At 69.6% G+C, this 13,972-nt stretch carries 17 protein-coding genes; 8 read left to right on the top strand and 9 right to left on the bottom strand.

The window, feature by feature from the left end; all coding sequences use genetic code 11:
• Window positions 1-421: 421 nt before the first annotated feature.
• Window positions 422-718, bottom strand: a complete 297-nt coding sequence (locus ON41_RS39150) for a putative quinol monooxygenase (protein ID WP_157185529.1) — start codon at window positions 716-718, stop codon at window positions 422-424.
• Window positions 719-996: 278 nt separating this feature from the next.
• A complete protein-coding gene (locus tag ON41_RS18640) occupies window positions 997-1,548 on the bottom strand; it encodes a TetR/AcrR family transcriptional regulator (protein WP_040748946.1) in 552 nt (183 codons plus the stop codon).
• Between the two features lie 106 nt (window positions 1,549-1,654).
• On the opposite strand from ON41_RS18640, the gene ON41_RS18635 reads away from it, so the two are divergent.
• Window positions 1,655-2,311 carry a lysophospholipid acyltransferase family protein gene (locus ON41_RS18635; protein WP_040748945.1) on the top strand — a complete coding sequence of 219 codons (657 nt, stop codon included), beginning with the start codon at window positions 1,655-1,657 and terminating at the stop codon, window positions 2,309-2,311.
• A gap of 35 nt (window positions 2,312-2,346) precedes the next feature.
• Window positions 2,347-2,853: a pyridoxamine 5'-phosphate oxidase family protein gene (locus ON41_RS18630; protein WP_051161842.1), complete on the top strand. Its 507-nt coding sequence runs from the start codon at window positions 2,347-2,349 to the stop codon at window positions 2,851-2,853.
• Here the strand turns inward: ON41_RS18630 and ON41_RS18625 are convergent.
• A complete protein-coding gene (locus ON41_RS18625; protein ID WP_040748944.1) occupies window positions 2,813-3,418 on the bottom strand; it encodes a nucleoside/nucleotide kinase family protein in 606 nt (201 codons plus the stop codon). The genes ON41_RS18630 and ON41_RS18625 overlap by 41 nt on opposite strands.
• 94 nt (window positions 3,419-3,512) lie before the next feature.
• Between ON41_RS18625 and ON41_RS18620 the strand changes: the two genes are divergently transcribed.
• Entirely contained in the window at window positions 3,513-4,334 is an 822-nt protein-coding gene (locus ON41_RS18620; protein ID WP_040748943.1) for an acyl-CoA thioesterase, read from the top strand.
• Between the two features lie 72 nt (window positions 4,335-4,406).
• Window positions 4,407-5,054 (top strand): response regulator, encoded by a 648-nt coding sequence (locus ON41_RS18615; protein ID WP_040748942.1) that lies wholly within the window; start codon window positions 4,407-4,409, stop codon window positions 5,052-5,054.
• Here ON41_RS18615 and ON41_RS18610 read toward each other — a convergent pair whose 3' ends face one another.
• Entirely contained in the window at window positions 5,055-6,023 is a 969-nt protein-coding gene (locus tag ON41_RS18610) for an Acg family FMN-binding oxidoreductase (RefSeq protein ID WP_040748941.1), read from the bottom strand.
• 108 nt (window positions 6,024-6,131) lie between these two features.
• Window positions 6,132-6,827: a GAP family protein gene (locus tag ON41_RS18605; RefSeq protein ID WP_040748940.1), complete on the bottom strand. Its 696-nt coding sequence runs from the start codon at window positions 6,825-6,827 to the stop codon at window positions 6,132-6,134.
• A gap of 109 nt (window positions 6,828-6,936) precedes the next feature.
• Between ON41_RS18605 and ON41_RS18600 the strand changes: the two genes are divergently transcribed.
• Together ON41_RS18600 and ON41_RS18595 are read left to right on the top strand one after the other, a co-directional pair.
• Complete coding sequence (locus ON41_RS18600; RefSeq protein WP_051161839.1) at window positions 6,937-8,136, top strand: sensor histidine kinase; 1,200 nt, start codon at window positions 6,937-6,939, stop codon at window positions 8,134-8,136.
• Window positions 8,133-8,777: a response regulator gene (locus ON41_RS18595; RefSeq protein WP_040748939.1), complete on the top strand. Its 645-nt coding sequence runs from the start codon at window positions 8,133-8,135 to the stop codon at window positions 8,775-8,777. Before ON41_RS18600 ends, ON41_RS18595 begins: the two co-directional genes overlap by 4 nt.
• 13 nt (window positions 8,778-8,790) lie before the next feature.
• Here ON41_RS18595 and ON41_RS18590 read toward each other — a convergent pair whose 3' ends face one another.
• A complete protein-coding gene (locus ON41_RS18590) occupies window positions 8,791-10,587 on the bottom strand; it encodes an APC family permease (protein ID WP_051161837.1) in 1,797 nt (598 codons plus the stop codon).
• Between the two features lie 128 nt (window positions 10,588-10,715).
• Between ON41_RS18590 and pdxT the strand changes: the two genes are divergently transcribed.
• Both pdxT and ON41_RS18580 read left to right on the top strand, forming a co-directional pair.
• Window positions 10,716-11,333, top strand: coding sequence for a pyridoxal 5'-phosphate synthase glutaminase subunit PdxT (gene pdxT / locus ON41_RS18585; protein WP_051161835.1), 618 nt, complete (start codon window positions 10,716-10,718; stop codon window positions 11,331-11,333).
• Window positions 11,334-11,448: 115 nt separating this feature from the next.
• Window positions 11,449-12,201 (top strand): YebC/PmpR family DNA-binding transcriptional regulator, encoded by a 753-nt coding sequence (locus ON41_RS18580; protein ID WP_040748938.1) that lies wholly within the window; start codon window positions 11,449-11,451, stop codon window positions 12,199-12,201.
• Window positions 12,202-12,490: 289 nt separating this feature from the next.
• Here the strand turns inward: ON41_RS18580 and ON41_RS18575 are convergent, their stop codons facing one another.
• From ON41_RS18575 to ON41_RS18565, 3 genes are read right to left on the bottom strand one after another with little or no spacing between them, the layout of a single operon-like run.
• Window positions 12,491-12,991, bottom strand: a complete 501-nt coding sequence (locus ON41_RS18575; RefSeq protein ID WP_040748937.1) for an SRPBCC family protein — start codon at window positions 12,989-12,991, stop codon at window positions 12,491-12,493.
• Window positions 12,988-13,362 carry a metalloregulator ArsR/SmtB family transcription factor gene (locus ON41_RS18570; protein ID WP_040748936.1) on the bottom strand — a complete coding sequence of 125 codons (375 nt, stop codon included), beginning with the start codon at window positions 13,360-13,362 and terminating at the stop codon, window positions 12,988-12,990. Before ON41_RS18570 ends, ON41_RS18575 begins: the two co-directional genes overlap by 4 nt.
• A 59-nt stretch (window positions 13,363-13,421) precedes the next feature.
• Window positions 13,422-13,697 (bottom strand): YggT family protein, encoded by a 276-nt coding sequence (locus tag ON41_RS18565; protein WP_040748935.1) that lies wholly within the window; start codon window positions 13,695-13,697, stop codon window positions 13,422-13,424.
• Window positions 13,698-13,972 lie beyond the last annotated feature (275 nt).

Below are 13,972 nucleotides of genomic sequence, written 5' to 3'. Positions count from 1 at the left end.
CGCCCGAAGGAAACCCCCGGCCGCCCCTGCGCGGAATTCGCCGACGGGCACGACATCATCGGTGTCGCCAGCACCACCACCAACCCGGTCGTCGACCGGCTCATGCGCGCCATCCAAAGAACGTTCCGGCCCGGACAACCCTCGGGCAGCCAACATCCGCGGACTGATCCCGAGCCGCAACCAGACCAAAGCCCACCTACACGGCAAGTAACCGGCCGAGGAGGACTCGACCGATCCTGAAGCGGCATGAGCGTTCGTGAGATGAACAGACGGACAACCGAACTACACGCACATCGGCATGAGGGTGCGTCTCGCCGTGGCGTCGGGTGGAGAGGGGTCGCGTTCACGGTTCGTCGCATCCACCTGACCCGGCGCGGTTGCGCCCGCGCCCCTGACTCGCGACGGGCGGCGTCCTGGATGGTCAGCTGTCGAAACGCAGAACCGAGGGGGTCGTGCCGGGCGCCCACAGTGCGATGAGCGCGTTGATCAGCGCTTCGTTATCGGTACCTTCGGCCCGCCTGTGCTTGTCGAGTAGGTCCTGGTCGGTCCAGCGCTCCAGCAATACCACGATGTCCGGGTTACTCATGCTCTGGAACAGGTCGTACTGCTCGCAGCCGTCCTCCCGCTCCACGGCAGCCTTCAAAGCCTCGAATGCTTCGGCGAAGTCGGCCGCCCGCCCCGGCGCTACCTGAATCGTGACGATGTGCTGGATCGGCATGAACCACCACTCCTCCCAACGGATTTCACCACGGTAGGACATTCGCGCTCAGGATTTCGCGTATTCGATGTCGAGGGCAGCAGATCGGCCGATCCGCCTTCGGTGTCAGGCCCAGCGGGAGAATTCGGGGCGGGGGAGTTCGCACCAGAGGGTGGTGCGGTGGTGGTGGGTGTGTTGGCCTGAGCGGGGGTTGATCGGGCGAGGGTGGTGGGGATCAGGGGGCCGGAGGTGCGGATGGTAAGGACTGTGTCGAGGTGGCTCATCTCCCTACCGATTCCCTAACCGAGGTAGCGGTCCACCACGTCGGCGGCTATGCCTACCGGGTCCGCGTCCGGGGCGACCAGGGCCAGGCTGCGGTTGGCTACCAGGACAGCGATGCCGTGGAGGCCCGACCACAGTTGTAGCGCCTGCCGATCCGCGTGCTCGGGGGTGCATTCCGCGACGAGTGCGGCGAAGTGCCGGTACATGGGGAGGGTCTGCCGGCGTAGGTGCTCGCCTGAACCCTCCAGCAGGTCGTGGCGGAACATGAGGGTGAACATCTCCGGGCGGTCCGCGGCGAAGCGGATGTAGGCCGTCGCCATGTGGTCGATGCGCGCGCGTGGCGGCTGATCCGCGTGTGCCTCGAAACGTGTTCGCAGATCGGCGAATCCGCGTGCGGCGATCGCGGACAGCAACGCCGTGTGGGTGGGGAAGTAGCGCCGGGGAGCGCCGTGCGAGACACCGGCCTGCCGGGCGATCGTCCGCAACCCGAGTTGCGCGGCGCCGACCTCCTCCAGCAACTCGACACCGACCGTGATCAGCCGGTCGCGTAGCGACTCCTCGACACCCATGGGCGCCATTGTGTCGCATGGTCGCGGATATTCCGCGCGACTCGCGTAGACAGTGTCTACGCACTCTGGTAGACAGTGTCTACGCGAACCGCCGGGAGGATGATCGATGTCGTATTGGCTGCTGAAGCACGTGCTGATCGGACCGCTGCTGCGTCTGCTGGGCAGGCCGAAAGTGACCGGATTGCAGTATGTTCCGCGCACGGGACCGGTGATCGTCGCGGCCAATCACCTGGCGGCCATCGATTCGCTGTACCTGGCGCTGGTGCTGCCGCGGCGCATCACCTTCATCGCCAAACAGGAGTACTTCACCGAGGGCGGGCTGCGCGGGCGGGTCAACCGATGGGTGATGCGGGCGACCGGACAGGTGGCGGTGGACCGCTCCGGCGGGACGGCCTCGACCGCGGCGCTCGATGCCGCCGAGCGCATCCTGGAATCCGGCGGCGTGTGGGGCATCCATCCCGAGGGCACCCGCTCGCCCGACGGGCGGGTCTACCGCGGTCGCACCGGCGCTATCCGCGTGGCCATGCAGACGGGTGCCCCGCTCGTGCCGGTCGCGCTCTCGGGAACCGACCGCGTCAACCGCCGCGGTCGCCGCTTCCTGCGGCCCGCCCGGGTTCACATCGCGTTCGGGCGTCCGCGCTACTTCCCGTCCCTCGATCGCAGCACCGTCCGCACCGAGACCGACGCCCTGATGACCGAACTCGCCCACCGCTCCGGCCGCGTCTACGTCGACCACTACGCCGCGACGTTCCGTTCGGCCTGACGAACCGGGGGATTTCGCGGGTAAGATGCACAACCATGGCTGCGGAATCCACGACCACGGATTCCGAGATCTGCCGCGAGTTCGTCCGCATCGCCCACACGATCGTGTGGTGCACTCTCACCACGGTGGATTCCCATGGAAGCCCGAGATCCCGTGTGGTCCACCCGTATTGGGAGTCGAGCGGCGACGGCGTCGTCGGCTGGGTGTTCACCCGCCCCGGCTCGCTCACCGTCAAGCATGTGGCCCGGAACCCGCACATCTCCTGCTCGTACTGGAGCCCCAGTCACGAGACGGCGGTGGCCGACTGCCGCGCACAGGTCGTGGACGACGAGTACACCCGCGCGAAGGTGTGGTCCGTATTCGCCACGGCCCCAGAACCTCTCGGCTACGACCCGCGGATCCTCGGTGCCGACGACCACCACAGCCCCGCCATCACCGTGCTGAGAATGGTTCCGCACCGCCTCCGAGTCCCGAGCGGACTGTGGCGGCGTTCACCGCACGTCACTCGCGGACGGCCGGGCGGTCACGGTGGTCCCAGTTGACCAGGATGTCGGGGTCGGTGGTCGATTCCCGGCGGTGGCGGAGGATCGCGTCGATCGTGAATTCCTGTGCCGGGGTGGTGGTTCGGCGGAGTGCGCCCTCGGACATGCGTAGTTCGACGGTCAGGTCGAAATCGAGGGCGCGGCCGAGCAGCATGGGGCCGGCGATGAGCAGGAGGGTGTCGCCGGACGCGGGAATCGTTGTGGCTCTGGCCGATCGGTCGGTGGCCTCGTTCCAGAGGGCGGGGAGCCAGCGGTGGTGGTCGCGGAGGGCTTGCAGTACTTCGCGGTTCAGGCCCGCGTAGTCGAACCAGGCGTCGCGGTAGGACATTTCGTCGCGGCCGAATTCCAGGCGCAGGGAGGCGGGACGTACGTAGTCGTGTAAGGAGATCACGTCGGCGGGGCGGCCACGGGCGCGCAGCCGGTCGGCCACCGACCGCGCGAACTCCTCCGGCTCGGCGGCATCGGCTCCGTCGACCGCGACGACGCCCGGACCGGACAGGGCGGCGGCGCGGGTGGTGACCAGCTCGGCCAGGGCGTCGGCGGTGATGGGGGCGAACGGAGACACCGGACCATGATGCCCGCGGCGCGCCGTGAGCCGCTCGCCGGTAATCGTTCGCCATTGTTTAACCTGAGCTGGATCAATTCCGGAAGGACGGTTGATGGCGACGATCGAAGAGGCCCTCGAGATAGAGCGGCTCGAGCGGGACATCTTCCGTGGCGCGTCCACGAAGACCCAGCTGCCGCGGACGTTCGGCGGGCAGGTTGCGGGGCAGGCGCTGGTGTCGGCGGTGCGGACCGTCGACCCGGGGTATCAGGTGCACTCGCTGCACGGCTACTTCCTGCGGCCGGGCAACCCGCAGGAGCGGACCGTGTTCCTGGTCGAGCGCATCCGCGACGGGCGGTCGTTCTGCACCCGGCGGGTGACCGGCGTGCAGAACGGCGAGGCGATCTTCACCATGTCGGCCTCGTTCCACATCGGCGACGAGGGCCCGGAGCATCAGGACGAGATGCCGAATGTGCCGCTGCCGCACGACCTTCCGGACGCCCGCACGTCGATGAGCCCGGAGCGGCTGTGGGCGATGCGGGAGTGGGAGCACTGGGACATCCGCACCATCCCGCAGGAGCAGGTCGCGCGGCGCGGCGGGCTGGTCGCCCAGCAGCAGGTCTGGTTCCGCTACCGGCATTCGCTGCCCGACGACCCGCTGTTCCACGTCTGCACGCTGGCCTATATGAGTGATATGACGCTGCTCGGCTCGTCGAAGGTCATCCATCCGGACGACCCCACGCAGAACGCGTCGCTCGACCACGCCATGTGGTTCCTGCGCCCGTTCCGCGCCGACGATTGGCTGCTCTACGACCAGGCGTCCCCGTCGGCCGGATTCGGTCGCGCGCTCACCGGCGGGCGGATCTTCAACCAGGGGGGCCAGCTGGTCGCGGCGGTGGTCCAGGAGGGCCTGATCCGCACGCTGCGCGAGGACTGACCGGGGCACGGTTTGGGCGTCGCCACGCCGGGTAGCTGCTGAACAGCTGCTTCCGGGCGGAAGGACGCCGCTGTGACCGATGTTTTCGTCGTCGACGATCACGAGATCGTGCGGCGCGGGCTGCGCGATCTGTTCCGCGAGACGCGCGATCTGGTTCTCGTGGGCGAGGCGGGCACGTGCGCCGAGGCGCGGGCGCGGGTTCCGGCCGTGCGCCCCGACGTCCTGATGCTGGACGTCCGCCTGCCCGACTGCGACGGGGACGAACTGTGCCGTGACCTGCTCGCCGCCGTGCCCGCGGCGCGGGTCCTGATGTTCACCGCCCTCGCGGACGAACCCTCCATGATCGGCGCGGTACTCGCGGGCGCCTCCGGTTACCTGGTCAAGGACGTGCGCGGGCCGGAACTCGTCGATGCCGTCCGGGAGATCGCGTCCGGTCGATCGCTGTTGGACACCCGGGCGACAGCCGCGCTGATGGCGGCACTGCGCACGCAGGCCGAATGGCAGGACGGACCGCTCGGCGAGCTGACCGACCGCGAGCGGACCGTGCTGGGGCTGGTCGGTCGCGGGCTCACCAACAGGCAGATCGCGGAGCGCATGTTCCTGTCGGAGAAGACGGTCAAGAACTACGTCTCACGAGTCCTGCACAAGCTCGATGTCCGGGGGCGGACGGAGGCCGCGGTGCTTGCCGCGCGGATGGGGTTGATCCATACCCGGCCCTGATCAGCGGCCCAGGACTTCGCCGAGCGCTCTGCGCGGGGTGGTGGGCAGGGGTGCGGCGTTCGCCGGGATCCAGCCGATCCGCACCATGGCCTGGGGGAAGGCGCAGTCGTGCAGCACCTCGCGGCGGATGTCGTGGCGCAGGTCGGGCATGCCGAGCGGTTCGGTCTGGACGCAGGTGGACAGGCCCAGGTCCGTGGCCGTCAGCAGGAGTGCGCTGGTCGCCTCGCCTGCGGCGAGCTGGAAGCGGCGGTCGTCGCCCGCCGTGCAGACCACGAGCCATTCCGCGCCGTCGGAATCGGCGTCGGCGTCGGTGAGGGCGGGGCGGGCGAAGATCCGGCTCGGGATCTCGTCGGTGGGGCGCGGCGGGGGAGTGTTGCGGGACGGGACCCCGTCCGGGGCGTCGCGCCTGCCGCTCCACACGGCGAGTTCGCGCAGGTAGGCCGGATCGTCGGCATGGCGTTCCGCGGCGGCGCGGATAGATCCGGCCAGCCGCGGTCGCAGCACCGGGGGCACCTGCCGGACGGCGGCGCCGAAGCGGTTGGCGTGGCGGGAGACCGTGCGGAGGTAGCCGGGCGGGACCTGCCAGTCGGCGTAGCGGCGGCGGTCGCTCTGCCGCAGCAGGATCGCGGCGGTCATCTCGATATCGGTGTCCGCCGGGACCTGCGGCGTCGTGGTGATCGTGGCCAGCAGATCGGGACGGTCGGGGTCGGGGACGCGCGTCACCGTCGCGGCCCAGCCCAATCCGGCCAGGGCGACCCGCAGATGATGCAGGGCCGCACCGCAACTGATCACCAGCGCTCGCCGCCGGGGGTCGGTGCAGGGCAGGTGCCGGCCGGTATCGGCGTACAGCTCGAGGTGGTCGGTCGCGATCCGCCACCGCCACGGCTGCGTGTTGTGCACCGAGGGCGCGCGGACCGCCATTCCGAGGGCGACCTCGAGGGTCTCCTCGTCCGGAAGAGCCGAGGACATGTACCGTCCTTCCAGGTCGAATCGTCGACGTCCCCGACCAGCGTGCCGAGATCCGCGCGCTCCGGCAGTGGGACGAAGGTCCCGAAAATCCGGGCCGGGCGGTCCTCCTCAGCTGGTGGCCAGACCGCTGATCGCGCCGCGGGCGAGCACGATCCCGGCGAGGGCCAGGGCCCAGCCGGTCGCGCTGTCGGCGTGCCGGGACAGGAATCCGTCCAGTTTCGTCAGCATCGGTTCGATGGCCGAATGCAGCAGCGACCGCCCGGCCATCAGCGCCAGCGCGGGCACGATCATGACCACGCAGTACCCGGCGAGAATCGCGATCGCGGGAAGGACCGGGATGTCGTTCGAAACCAGCAGGCCGATCGCGGCGAGATACGGCACCATCGAAAACGCTTCCAGCGCACCGGCACTCACCGCCAGCACGGCCAGACCTCCGCTGGTGGACTGCCGTTCCAGCGCCCGGGTGCGCCAGGCCGCGGTGCGGTCGGGTTCGCCGCGGGCGCGGCGCTTCTTCGAGTCGAACCGCCAGGACACCGCGAACAGGGCGATGCCGAGCAGCAGCTGCGGTACCAGCAGTACGGGACTGTGGGCCAGGTCGCCGAGACGGTCGACACCGGCGCGCGCCGCCGTCATGAGCAGCACGCCGAGGACGAAATAGAAGACCGCGATCGCGGCGAGATAGCACAGCAGCCGCCGCGCGGGCGGGCGATCGGGCGCGAGCAGCAGCCAGACCGGGACGATGAGGGTGCCGATACTGGTGCTGTCCACCAGCGCCAGTCCGATGAGGGCCGGAATCAGAATCACACCGTGAGCGTCGCGCGGCGCGGGGGCGAGCGGCGTCGGCTGTCGGACCGATCGGCCGTCATCACTTCGACGGATCCGGTCCGGGAAACGCCTGTGCTGTGATGGTGCGGTGAAGCAGTGGAACGCGCTGTCGGCCAACGCGCAGGACGCGCTGGTCGCGCTGTTCGCGTTCGCCATCGGCGCGATCCTGTACCTGTCGGGGCTGTACCCGCTGGGCGGTATGACGTCGGCGCCGCTGGCCGCGCGGTTCGGGGTGCTGGCGCTGCTGTGCGGGGCGACGCTGCTGCGGCGGCGCGCGCCGCTGGTGGCGCTCGGGATCGGGCTGGCGCCGCTGGGTATCGACCTGGTGCTCGGCTCCTCGCTGCCGGTGTGGATCGTCTATTCGGATCTGATCTACGCGGCCTGCCTGTACGGGAGCCGGTGGGCGTCACGGTTCGTGACGGTCGCGTGTGTGGTGCTGTCGGTGGCCGTCGCCGTGCTCGCCTATGTGGTCACGGGCGATTGGCGGGCGACGGCCGTCGCCGTGGCGGGGGCGTCCATCTTCGCGGGCACCTCGATCTGGTGGGCGCTGTCGGTGCGCCACCACAAGGAGCTGGCCGCCGCCGAACGGACCCGCGCGCAGGCGATGACCCTGGTCGCCGATCTGGACCGGCAGGCCGCGGTCGCCGACGAGCGCCGGACGATGGCGCGCGATCTGCACGATGTGATCGCCGGGCACCTGTCGGCGATCGCTCTCCAGTCCGAGGCCGCGCTCGGGGTGCTCGCGCGGCAGGATCCGGATTCCGCGGTCACCGGGATCCTCGGCTCGATCCGCGCCAACAGTGTGAGCGCGCTGCAGGAGATGCGGACCATGATCGGGCTGCTGCGCCGCGACGGCGGCGACGGGGACGGGGCGGTCGCGCCGCGCGGGCTCGCTCAGCTGCCGATCCTCGTCGATGCCGCCCGGGACGCGGGAACGACTGTGCGCGTACGGGATTCGGGCGGCGATATCGACCTGCCCAGTGCGGTGGACCAGGCCGCGTACCGGATCGTGCAGGAGGCGCTGACGAATGCCATGAAGCACGCGCCGGGCCGGGATGTGGACATCGCGGTGGCCGCCGAGCCGGATACGCTGGCGGTTTCCGTGCGCAATCGGCTGCCCGCCGTCCCGGCGCCGGACGCCGCCGAGGCCGCGGACGCCCGGCGCGGCCTGATCAATATGCACGAGCGCGCCGCCGCGCTCGGCGGAAGTTTCTCCGCCGGAAGGGATGCCGCCGACTGGGTGGTGTCGGCCCGGCTGCCGATACGCGAAAGACCGGAGGTGGCATGACGATTCGGGTGCTGATCGCCGACGATCACGGCGCGATCCGGGCCGGTCTGCGGATGATCCTGGACGCCACCGACGATATCGAGGTGGTCGGCGAGGCCGCCGACGGCGATATCGCGGTGACGCAGACGAAGGCGCTGCGGCCGGACGTCGTGCTGATGGACGTGCGCATGCCCGGCGTGGACGGGATCACCGCCACCGAGCAGATCACCGGTGACGGCCTGGCCGGGGTGCTCATCCTCACCACCTTCGATCTGGACGAATACGTGTTCCGCGCGCTGCGGGCCGGGGCGTCCGGGTTCATCCTGAAATCGGTGTCGAGTCAGGCGCTGGTCGAGGCGGTGCGGTCGGTGGCCGCCGGGGACGGGGTTCTCGCGCCGGAGGTGACGCGAGCGGTGATCACGGCCTTCGCCACCACCGACCTGCCGCCCGAGCCGAAACCCGATGTGCTCGTGGGGCTTACGGAACGCGAACGGGAGGTGCTGGCGTGCCTGGGCGAGGGGTTGTCCAACGCCCAGATCGCCACCCGCCTCTATATCGGTGAGACCACGGTGAAGACCCACGTGTCCCGGGTGCTCACCAAGCTCGGTGTGCGGTCCCGGGTTCAGGCCGCCATCCTGGCCCGGGAGGCCCTAAATCTCTGAAGTATGTTGTTCTTCAGGCTGTTTGGACTCTCAGGTGGCAGACGACTGTGTCGGGGAGGCGGCGGAGTTGGCGTTCGAGTTCGTCGCTGCGGTGGCTGGGGAGTAGGCGGTCCCAGCCGGTGGGCGGGTCGACCTCGGCGATCAGGACGACCTTGCGGCGGCCGTCGAAATTGTCGCGGACGAAGCGGGCGACGGGGCCGCCGACCGAGCAGTCGCCGGCGTCGATGATCTCCAGGCGGACGTCGGGATGCCAGGCCTCCCAGGTCTTGGTGAAGACCGTCATATTCTCCTCGGGCAGGCAGACGTGCACCGCGACCACGTTGTGGCCGAGCGACAGCGCGGCGGACAGCGCCTCGCGGCTGAGTTCGGACACCTCCGAGACCGGCACCACGATGACGGTGCCGGTCGCCTGCGGCCGCGCGGGGACGCAGCCCGCGCCGCGGCTGGTATCGATCTTGCGGTAGGTGCGGCGCACCCGCTCCATCCCGAGGACCAGCAGCGGCAGCACCAGCACGATCAGCCACGCGCCTGCCGTGAACTTCATCGCCGTGGTCACGATCGCGGCGACGAAGGTCAGCAGCGCGCCGAAACCGTTGAGCGCCAACCGCCATCCGCCTACACGGTGCACCCGCCAGTGCACGACCATGCCGACCTGGGCGATGGTGAATCCGACGAAGACGCCGATCGCGAACAGCGGCACCAACGCGTTCATATTGCCGCGCGAGGCGATCAGCAATACCGCCGCCGAAATGCCCAGCGCCAGAACACCGTAGCGGTACACCTGCCGCGGCGTGCGCACCGCGAACCGGTGCGGCAGGCAGTTGTCGTCGGCGAGAATCTTCGTCAGCGTCGGCAGGCCGCCGTACGAGGTGTTGGCGGCCAGCGCCAGCAGCACCACGGTCGCGAATTGCACGATGTAGTAACCGATTCCGTGGCCGAGCGCGGCCTCGGTCAGCTGCGACAGCACCGTCGTGCCCTCGATCGGGTGGACGGAGAACTTGCCGATGAGCGTCGCCAGGCCGATCAGCATGATGCCCAGCAGCGCGCCGAGGGCGACCTCGGCGCGCTGGGCCCGGCGCACCCGGGGCTCCTCGAAACTCGGGACCGCGTTCGCGATCGCCTCGACACCGGTCAGGGCCGCGCAGCCGCTCGAGAACGCCTTGAGCAGCAACAGCACCCCGATGGTGCGCGCGTCGGTCGCCACGGCGGGCCCGGTCTCGGTGACCTGCGGCGTCGACCGGATCAGCCCGGCCACGATCACCGCCAGGATCCCGGCCACGAATACCGCGGTCGGCGCCATGAAGACGCGCGCGCTCTCCCGGATTCCGGCGAGATTCAATGCGGTGATCCCGGCCGGCACGGCCAGGCAGATCCACACCGTGTACGGCAGCAGCGCGGGGAACGCTGAGGTCAGCGCGGCGATACCGGCGGCGATCGAGACCGCCACGTTGAGGACGTAGTCGACGATCAGCGACGCGGCGGCCACCAGGCTCGTGCGGCGGCCGAGATGCTTCTTCGCCACCGCGTAGGCGCCGCCGCCGTCGGGGAAGGCGGCGATGACCTGGCGGTAGGACGCGATCAGCACCGCGAGCAGGACGACGATCGCCAGGGTCACCGGCAGCGTCATGCCCAGCCCCGCGCTGCCGGCCGCGGCGAGGACCAGCACGATGGCCTCGGGCCCGTAGGACACCGACGCCATCGCGTCGAGGGACAACCCGGCCAGGCCGGTGGAAACGGTGAGCCCGCGCCGCCGGGACGCGGCCGGGAGGGCCGCGGGCGCGGGCTCGGGTTTCGGCAGAACTTCGGTCACAGCGCGAGTGTTCCCGCGGACTGGTCGGGCGAACAGATCCCTGACGAAACGTTGACGGCCCGGGTGAGCAGGGCCACACGGGCTCGGCCGCGAACGGCGGCGCGACGGGCGGCTCGTATGCTCGACTCGTGAGACCGACCATTGGTGTACTGGCATTGCAGGGCGATGTGCGCGAGCACTTCCACGCGCTGGCGGCCTGTGACGCCGAGCCGGTGAACGTGCGGCGGGAATCGGAACTCGACGCCGTCGACGCGCTGGTGCTGCCGGGCGGGGAGTCCACGGCGATCAGCACACTGCTGGAGGTGTTCGGGCTGCTGGAGCCGCTGCGGCAGCGGCTGCGGGAGGGGATGCCCGCCTTCGGTTCCTGCGCCGGGATGATCCTGCTCGCGAGCGAGGTCCTCGATACCCGGCCCGACGCGCAGTCGCTGTCCGGAATCGATATGACGGTGCGGCGCAACGCCTTCGGACGCCAGGTCGACTCCTTCGAAACCGATCTGGACTTCGCCGGTCTCGACGACGGTCCGGTGCGGGCGGTCTTCATCCGCGCGCCGTGGGTCGAGCGTGTCGGCGCCGGTGCGGAGGTGCTGGCGCGGGTACCGTCGGGGCCTGCGGAAGGCCGGATCGTCGCCGTGCGCCAGGGCGGAGTGCTGGCGACCTCGTTCCATCCGGAGGTGACCGGCGACCTCCGGGTGCACCGGATGTTCGTCGACTCCGTGCGGGAGCGGGAGGCCGTGCGGCCCGCGTGACGGCGCGGGCGGCAACGTCCGGGACATCCGCCCAGCAGAGACCGCGGGGTGGGGCAGTAGACTGGTCAAGTTGTCTGTCCGGACCCCGAGCACATCGACCTGAAGGAAGTAGGGAATGAGCGGCCACTCCAAATGGGCCACCACCAAGCACAAGAAAGCCCACCTCGACGCCAAGCGAGGCAAGCTGTTCGCGAAGCTGATCAAGAACATCGAGGTGGCGGCCCGCACCGGTGGCGGTGATCCGGACGGCAATCCGACGCTGTACGACGCCATTCAGAAGGCGAAGAAGAATTCGGTCCCCAACGAGAACATCGAGCGGGCCCGCAAGCGCGGCGGCGGCGAAGAGAGTGGCGGCGCCGACTGGCAGACCATCATGTACGAGGGCTACGGCCCGAACGGTGTCGCCGTTCTGATCGAATGCCTCACCGACAACCGCAACCGCGCCGCGGGCGAGGTGCGTGTCGCGATGACGCGCAACGGCGGCAACATGGCCGACCCGGGTTCGGTGTCGTACCTGTTCAGCCGCAAGGGCATCGTCACGCTCGACAAGAACGGCCTGTCCGAGGACGACGTGCTGGCCGCGGTCCTCGACGCCGGCGCCGAGGAGGTCAACGACCTCGGTGAGTCGTTCGAGGTCATCAGCGAGCCCGGCGATCTCGTCGCGGTGCGCACCGCGCTGCAGAAGTCGGATATCGACTACGATTCCGCGGAGTCCGGCTTCCAGCCGGCGACCACCGTCGCGGTCGACGCCGACGGCGCGCGTAAGGTGTTCAAGCTGATCGACGCGCTCGAGGACAGTGACGACGTGCAGAACGTGTACACGAATGTCGATGTCTCGGACGATATTCTCGCGGAGTTGGACGCCTGACCCCGAAACCTCGACGGCCGCCCTCCTAATAGGAGGGCGGCCGTCTCGGTTCCGGGGAAGTGGTGGTGCCTGCGGCGGCCGTTGTAGGTCGGGAACGTGGTGGTGCCCGTGGCGGCCGTTGTAGGTCGGGGAAGTGGTGGTGTCTGTGGCGGCCGTTGTAGGTCGGGGAAGTGGTGACTCGGCGGGCAGCCGCTGAGGTCGGGAACGGTGCGGCTGCCGAGGCGGGGAAGTGGTGTGGGCCGCGGTGTTCGGGGCGGCCGCACCGCTGCCTCGTCGCCGGGCTGTGGCTCTACCTCGGAGTCAGGTCCTCGTAGTACTGGTGCATCGCCGGGTAGTAGTCGGCGAAGTCCGGGTGTTGTTCGCCTGCGCGGGCGGCGACCAGGGCGTCGAGGTAGTACTCCCAGCCGGGGCCTACCTCGTAGGTTTCGGCCTGTGGGGGGAGGTGGTGGGTGAGGCGGAGTTCGGTGGTGCCTGCGTGTTCGGTGAGGGTGAGGTCCAGGCGCCAGGCTCCCTGGTCGTCGTCGTGGGTGCTGAGGGCGAGGTGGTGGGGTGGGGTGCAGGCGTCGATTCGCATGTCCATCCAGGGTTGGCCCTCTTCGAAGACCATGCGTACCTTGATGTTTCGGCCCGGGGCGGGGTCGCCCTCCCACGGGCCGAACCACCTCGCGGTGCGGGCGGATTCGGTGACGCTTGCCCAGACGTCGTCGATCGGGGCGCGGAAAGTCCTGGTGAGGACCAGGTCTCGGCCGTCGGCGGTGCGGGTGAGATAGCCGTTGGGCGGGGTAGTCATGCGGTGTTCTCCCTGGTGTCGTGCGAGCCGGGCGTCGCGGACGGGTCGTCGCGGCGTTCGCGGCGGGTGCGGTAGACCTCGGTCTCCAGCGCGTCGAGGTGGTGCTCCCACCGGATCGGGCTGTCGAATTCGGCTATCCACGAGGCGATTTCGCGCAGCGGCTCCGCCCGCAGGTGGTAATGGCGCTGCCGCCCGTCGAGTTCGTCGCGGACCAGGCCGCTGTCGCGCAGCACCCGCAGATGCCGGCTGACGGCGGGGCGGCTGATGTCGAACCGCGCGGCGATCTCGCCCGCGGTCAGCGACGACTCGCGCAACATCTCGAGAATCGCCCTCCGCACCGGATCGGCGATAGCACTCGCGGCCTCGTCCACGAGAGAAGCGTAACGAGGTGGTTACACGTTTGTCCAGTGTCCGATGGCGCTTCGACCTGTCACAGGCTGAACGCGACCGAGCGGAGGATCAGGACGGCGAGGAAGACGACGGTGAATGCCAGGTCGAAGGCGACAGTGCCGAGCCGGACCGGCTTCAGGACGCGGCGGACCGGGGCGATCACGGGCTCGGTGGCGGAGTGGGTGAAGCGGCGCACCTTCCACAGCCACCGCGGGCTGTTTCCGAGCATCTCGGCCCAGTCCACGATCAGCCGGGCGATGAGCAGCAACAGGAATACGGTCAGGATGTATCCGAGCACGGCCCCGATGAGACTCATTGCGGCTCCTTCTGCCGACGGCTGTTCTACCAGTATCAACGCCGGGCCGCCGGGGAAAGTGCCGCACGCGCCGGGCGATCGGCCGCGGGAACGGATTCGCCGCCACGCCGCCGGGGTGATTGCAAATCAGGCGGTCGTTACGCAGGGTTGGCCGGTATGTCCGACGCCTGCCCGTCCTGCTCGTGGCCCTCACCGATGCATGTGTCGTCGCACGGGTCGGTGCGATATCTGCGGTGCGTGTGCGGGAGGTGGCTGGTGGCACACAGCGGCGGGGT

Origin of the sequence: Nocardia transvalensis NBRC 15921 (assembly GCF_000308875.1) — a bacterium.
Classification (GTDB): Bacteria; Actinomycetota; Actinomycetes; order Mycobacteriales; family Mycobacteriaceae; genus Nocardia; species Nocardia transvalensis.
The sequence above is the reverse complement of the archived record's forward strand: the minus strand, read 5'-3'. Positions and strand labels throughout refer to the sequence as shown.

Excerpts from the sequence above, each read along its gene's own strand:
- ON41_RS18565 (WP_040748935.1), bottom strand. The coding sequence starts at position 13,697 with ATGAGTCTCATCGGGGCCGTGCTCGGATACATCCTGACCGTATTCCTG.
- ON41_RS18635 (WP_040748945.1), top strand. The coding sequence starts at position 1,655 with ATGTCGTATTGGCTGCTGAAGCACGTGCTGATCGGACCGCTGCTGCGT.
- ON41_RS18610 (WP_040748941.1), bottom strand. The coding sequence starts at position 6,023 with ATGTCCTCGGCTCTTCCGGACGAGGAGACCCTCGAGGTCGCCCTCGGA.
- ON41_RS18595 (WP_040748939.1), top strand. The coding sequence starts at position 8,133 with ATGACGATTCGGGTGCTGATCGCCGACGATCACGGCGCGATCCGGGCC.
- ON41_RS18620 (WP_040748943.1), top strand. The coding sequence starts at position 3,513 with ATGGCGACGATCGAAGAGGCCCTCGAGATAGAGCGGCTCGAGCGGGAC.
- ON41_RS39150 (WP_157185529.1), bottom strand. The coding sequence starts at position 718 with ATGCCGATCCAGCACATCGTCACGATTCAGGTAGCGCCGGGGCGGGCG.
- ON41_RS18580 (WP_040748938.1), top strand. The coding sequence starts at position 11,449 with ATGAGCGGCCACTCCAAATGGGCCACCACCAAGCACAAGAAAGCCCAC.
- ON41_RS18575 (WP_040748937.1), bottom strand. The coding sequence starts at position 12,991 with ATGACTACCCCGCCCAACGGCTATCTCACCCGCACCGCCGACGGCCGA.
- ON41_RS18630 (WP_051161842.1), top strand. The coding sequence starts at position 2,347 with ATGGCTGCGGAATCCACGACCACGGATTCCGAGATCTGCCGCGAGTTC.
- ON41_RS18640 (WP_040748946.1), bottom strand. The coding sequence starts at position 1,548 with ATGGGTGTCGAGGAGTCGCTACGCGACCGGCTGATCACGGTCGGTGTC.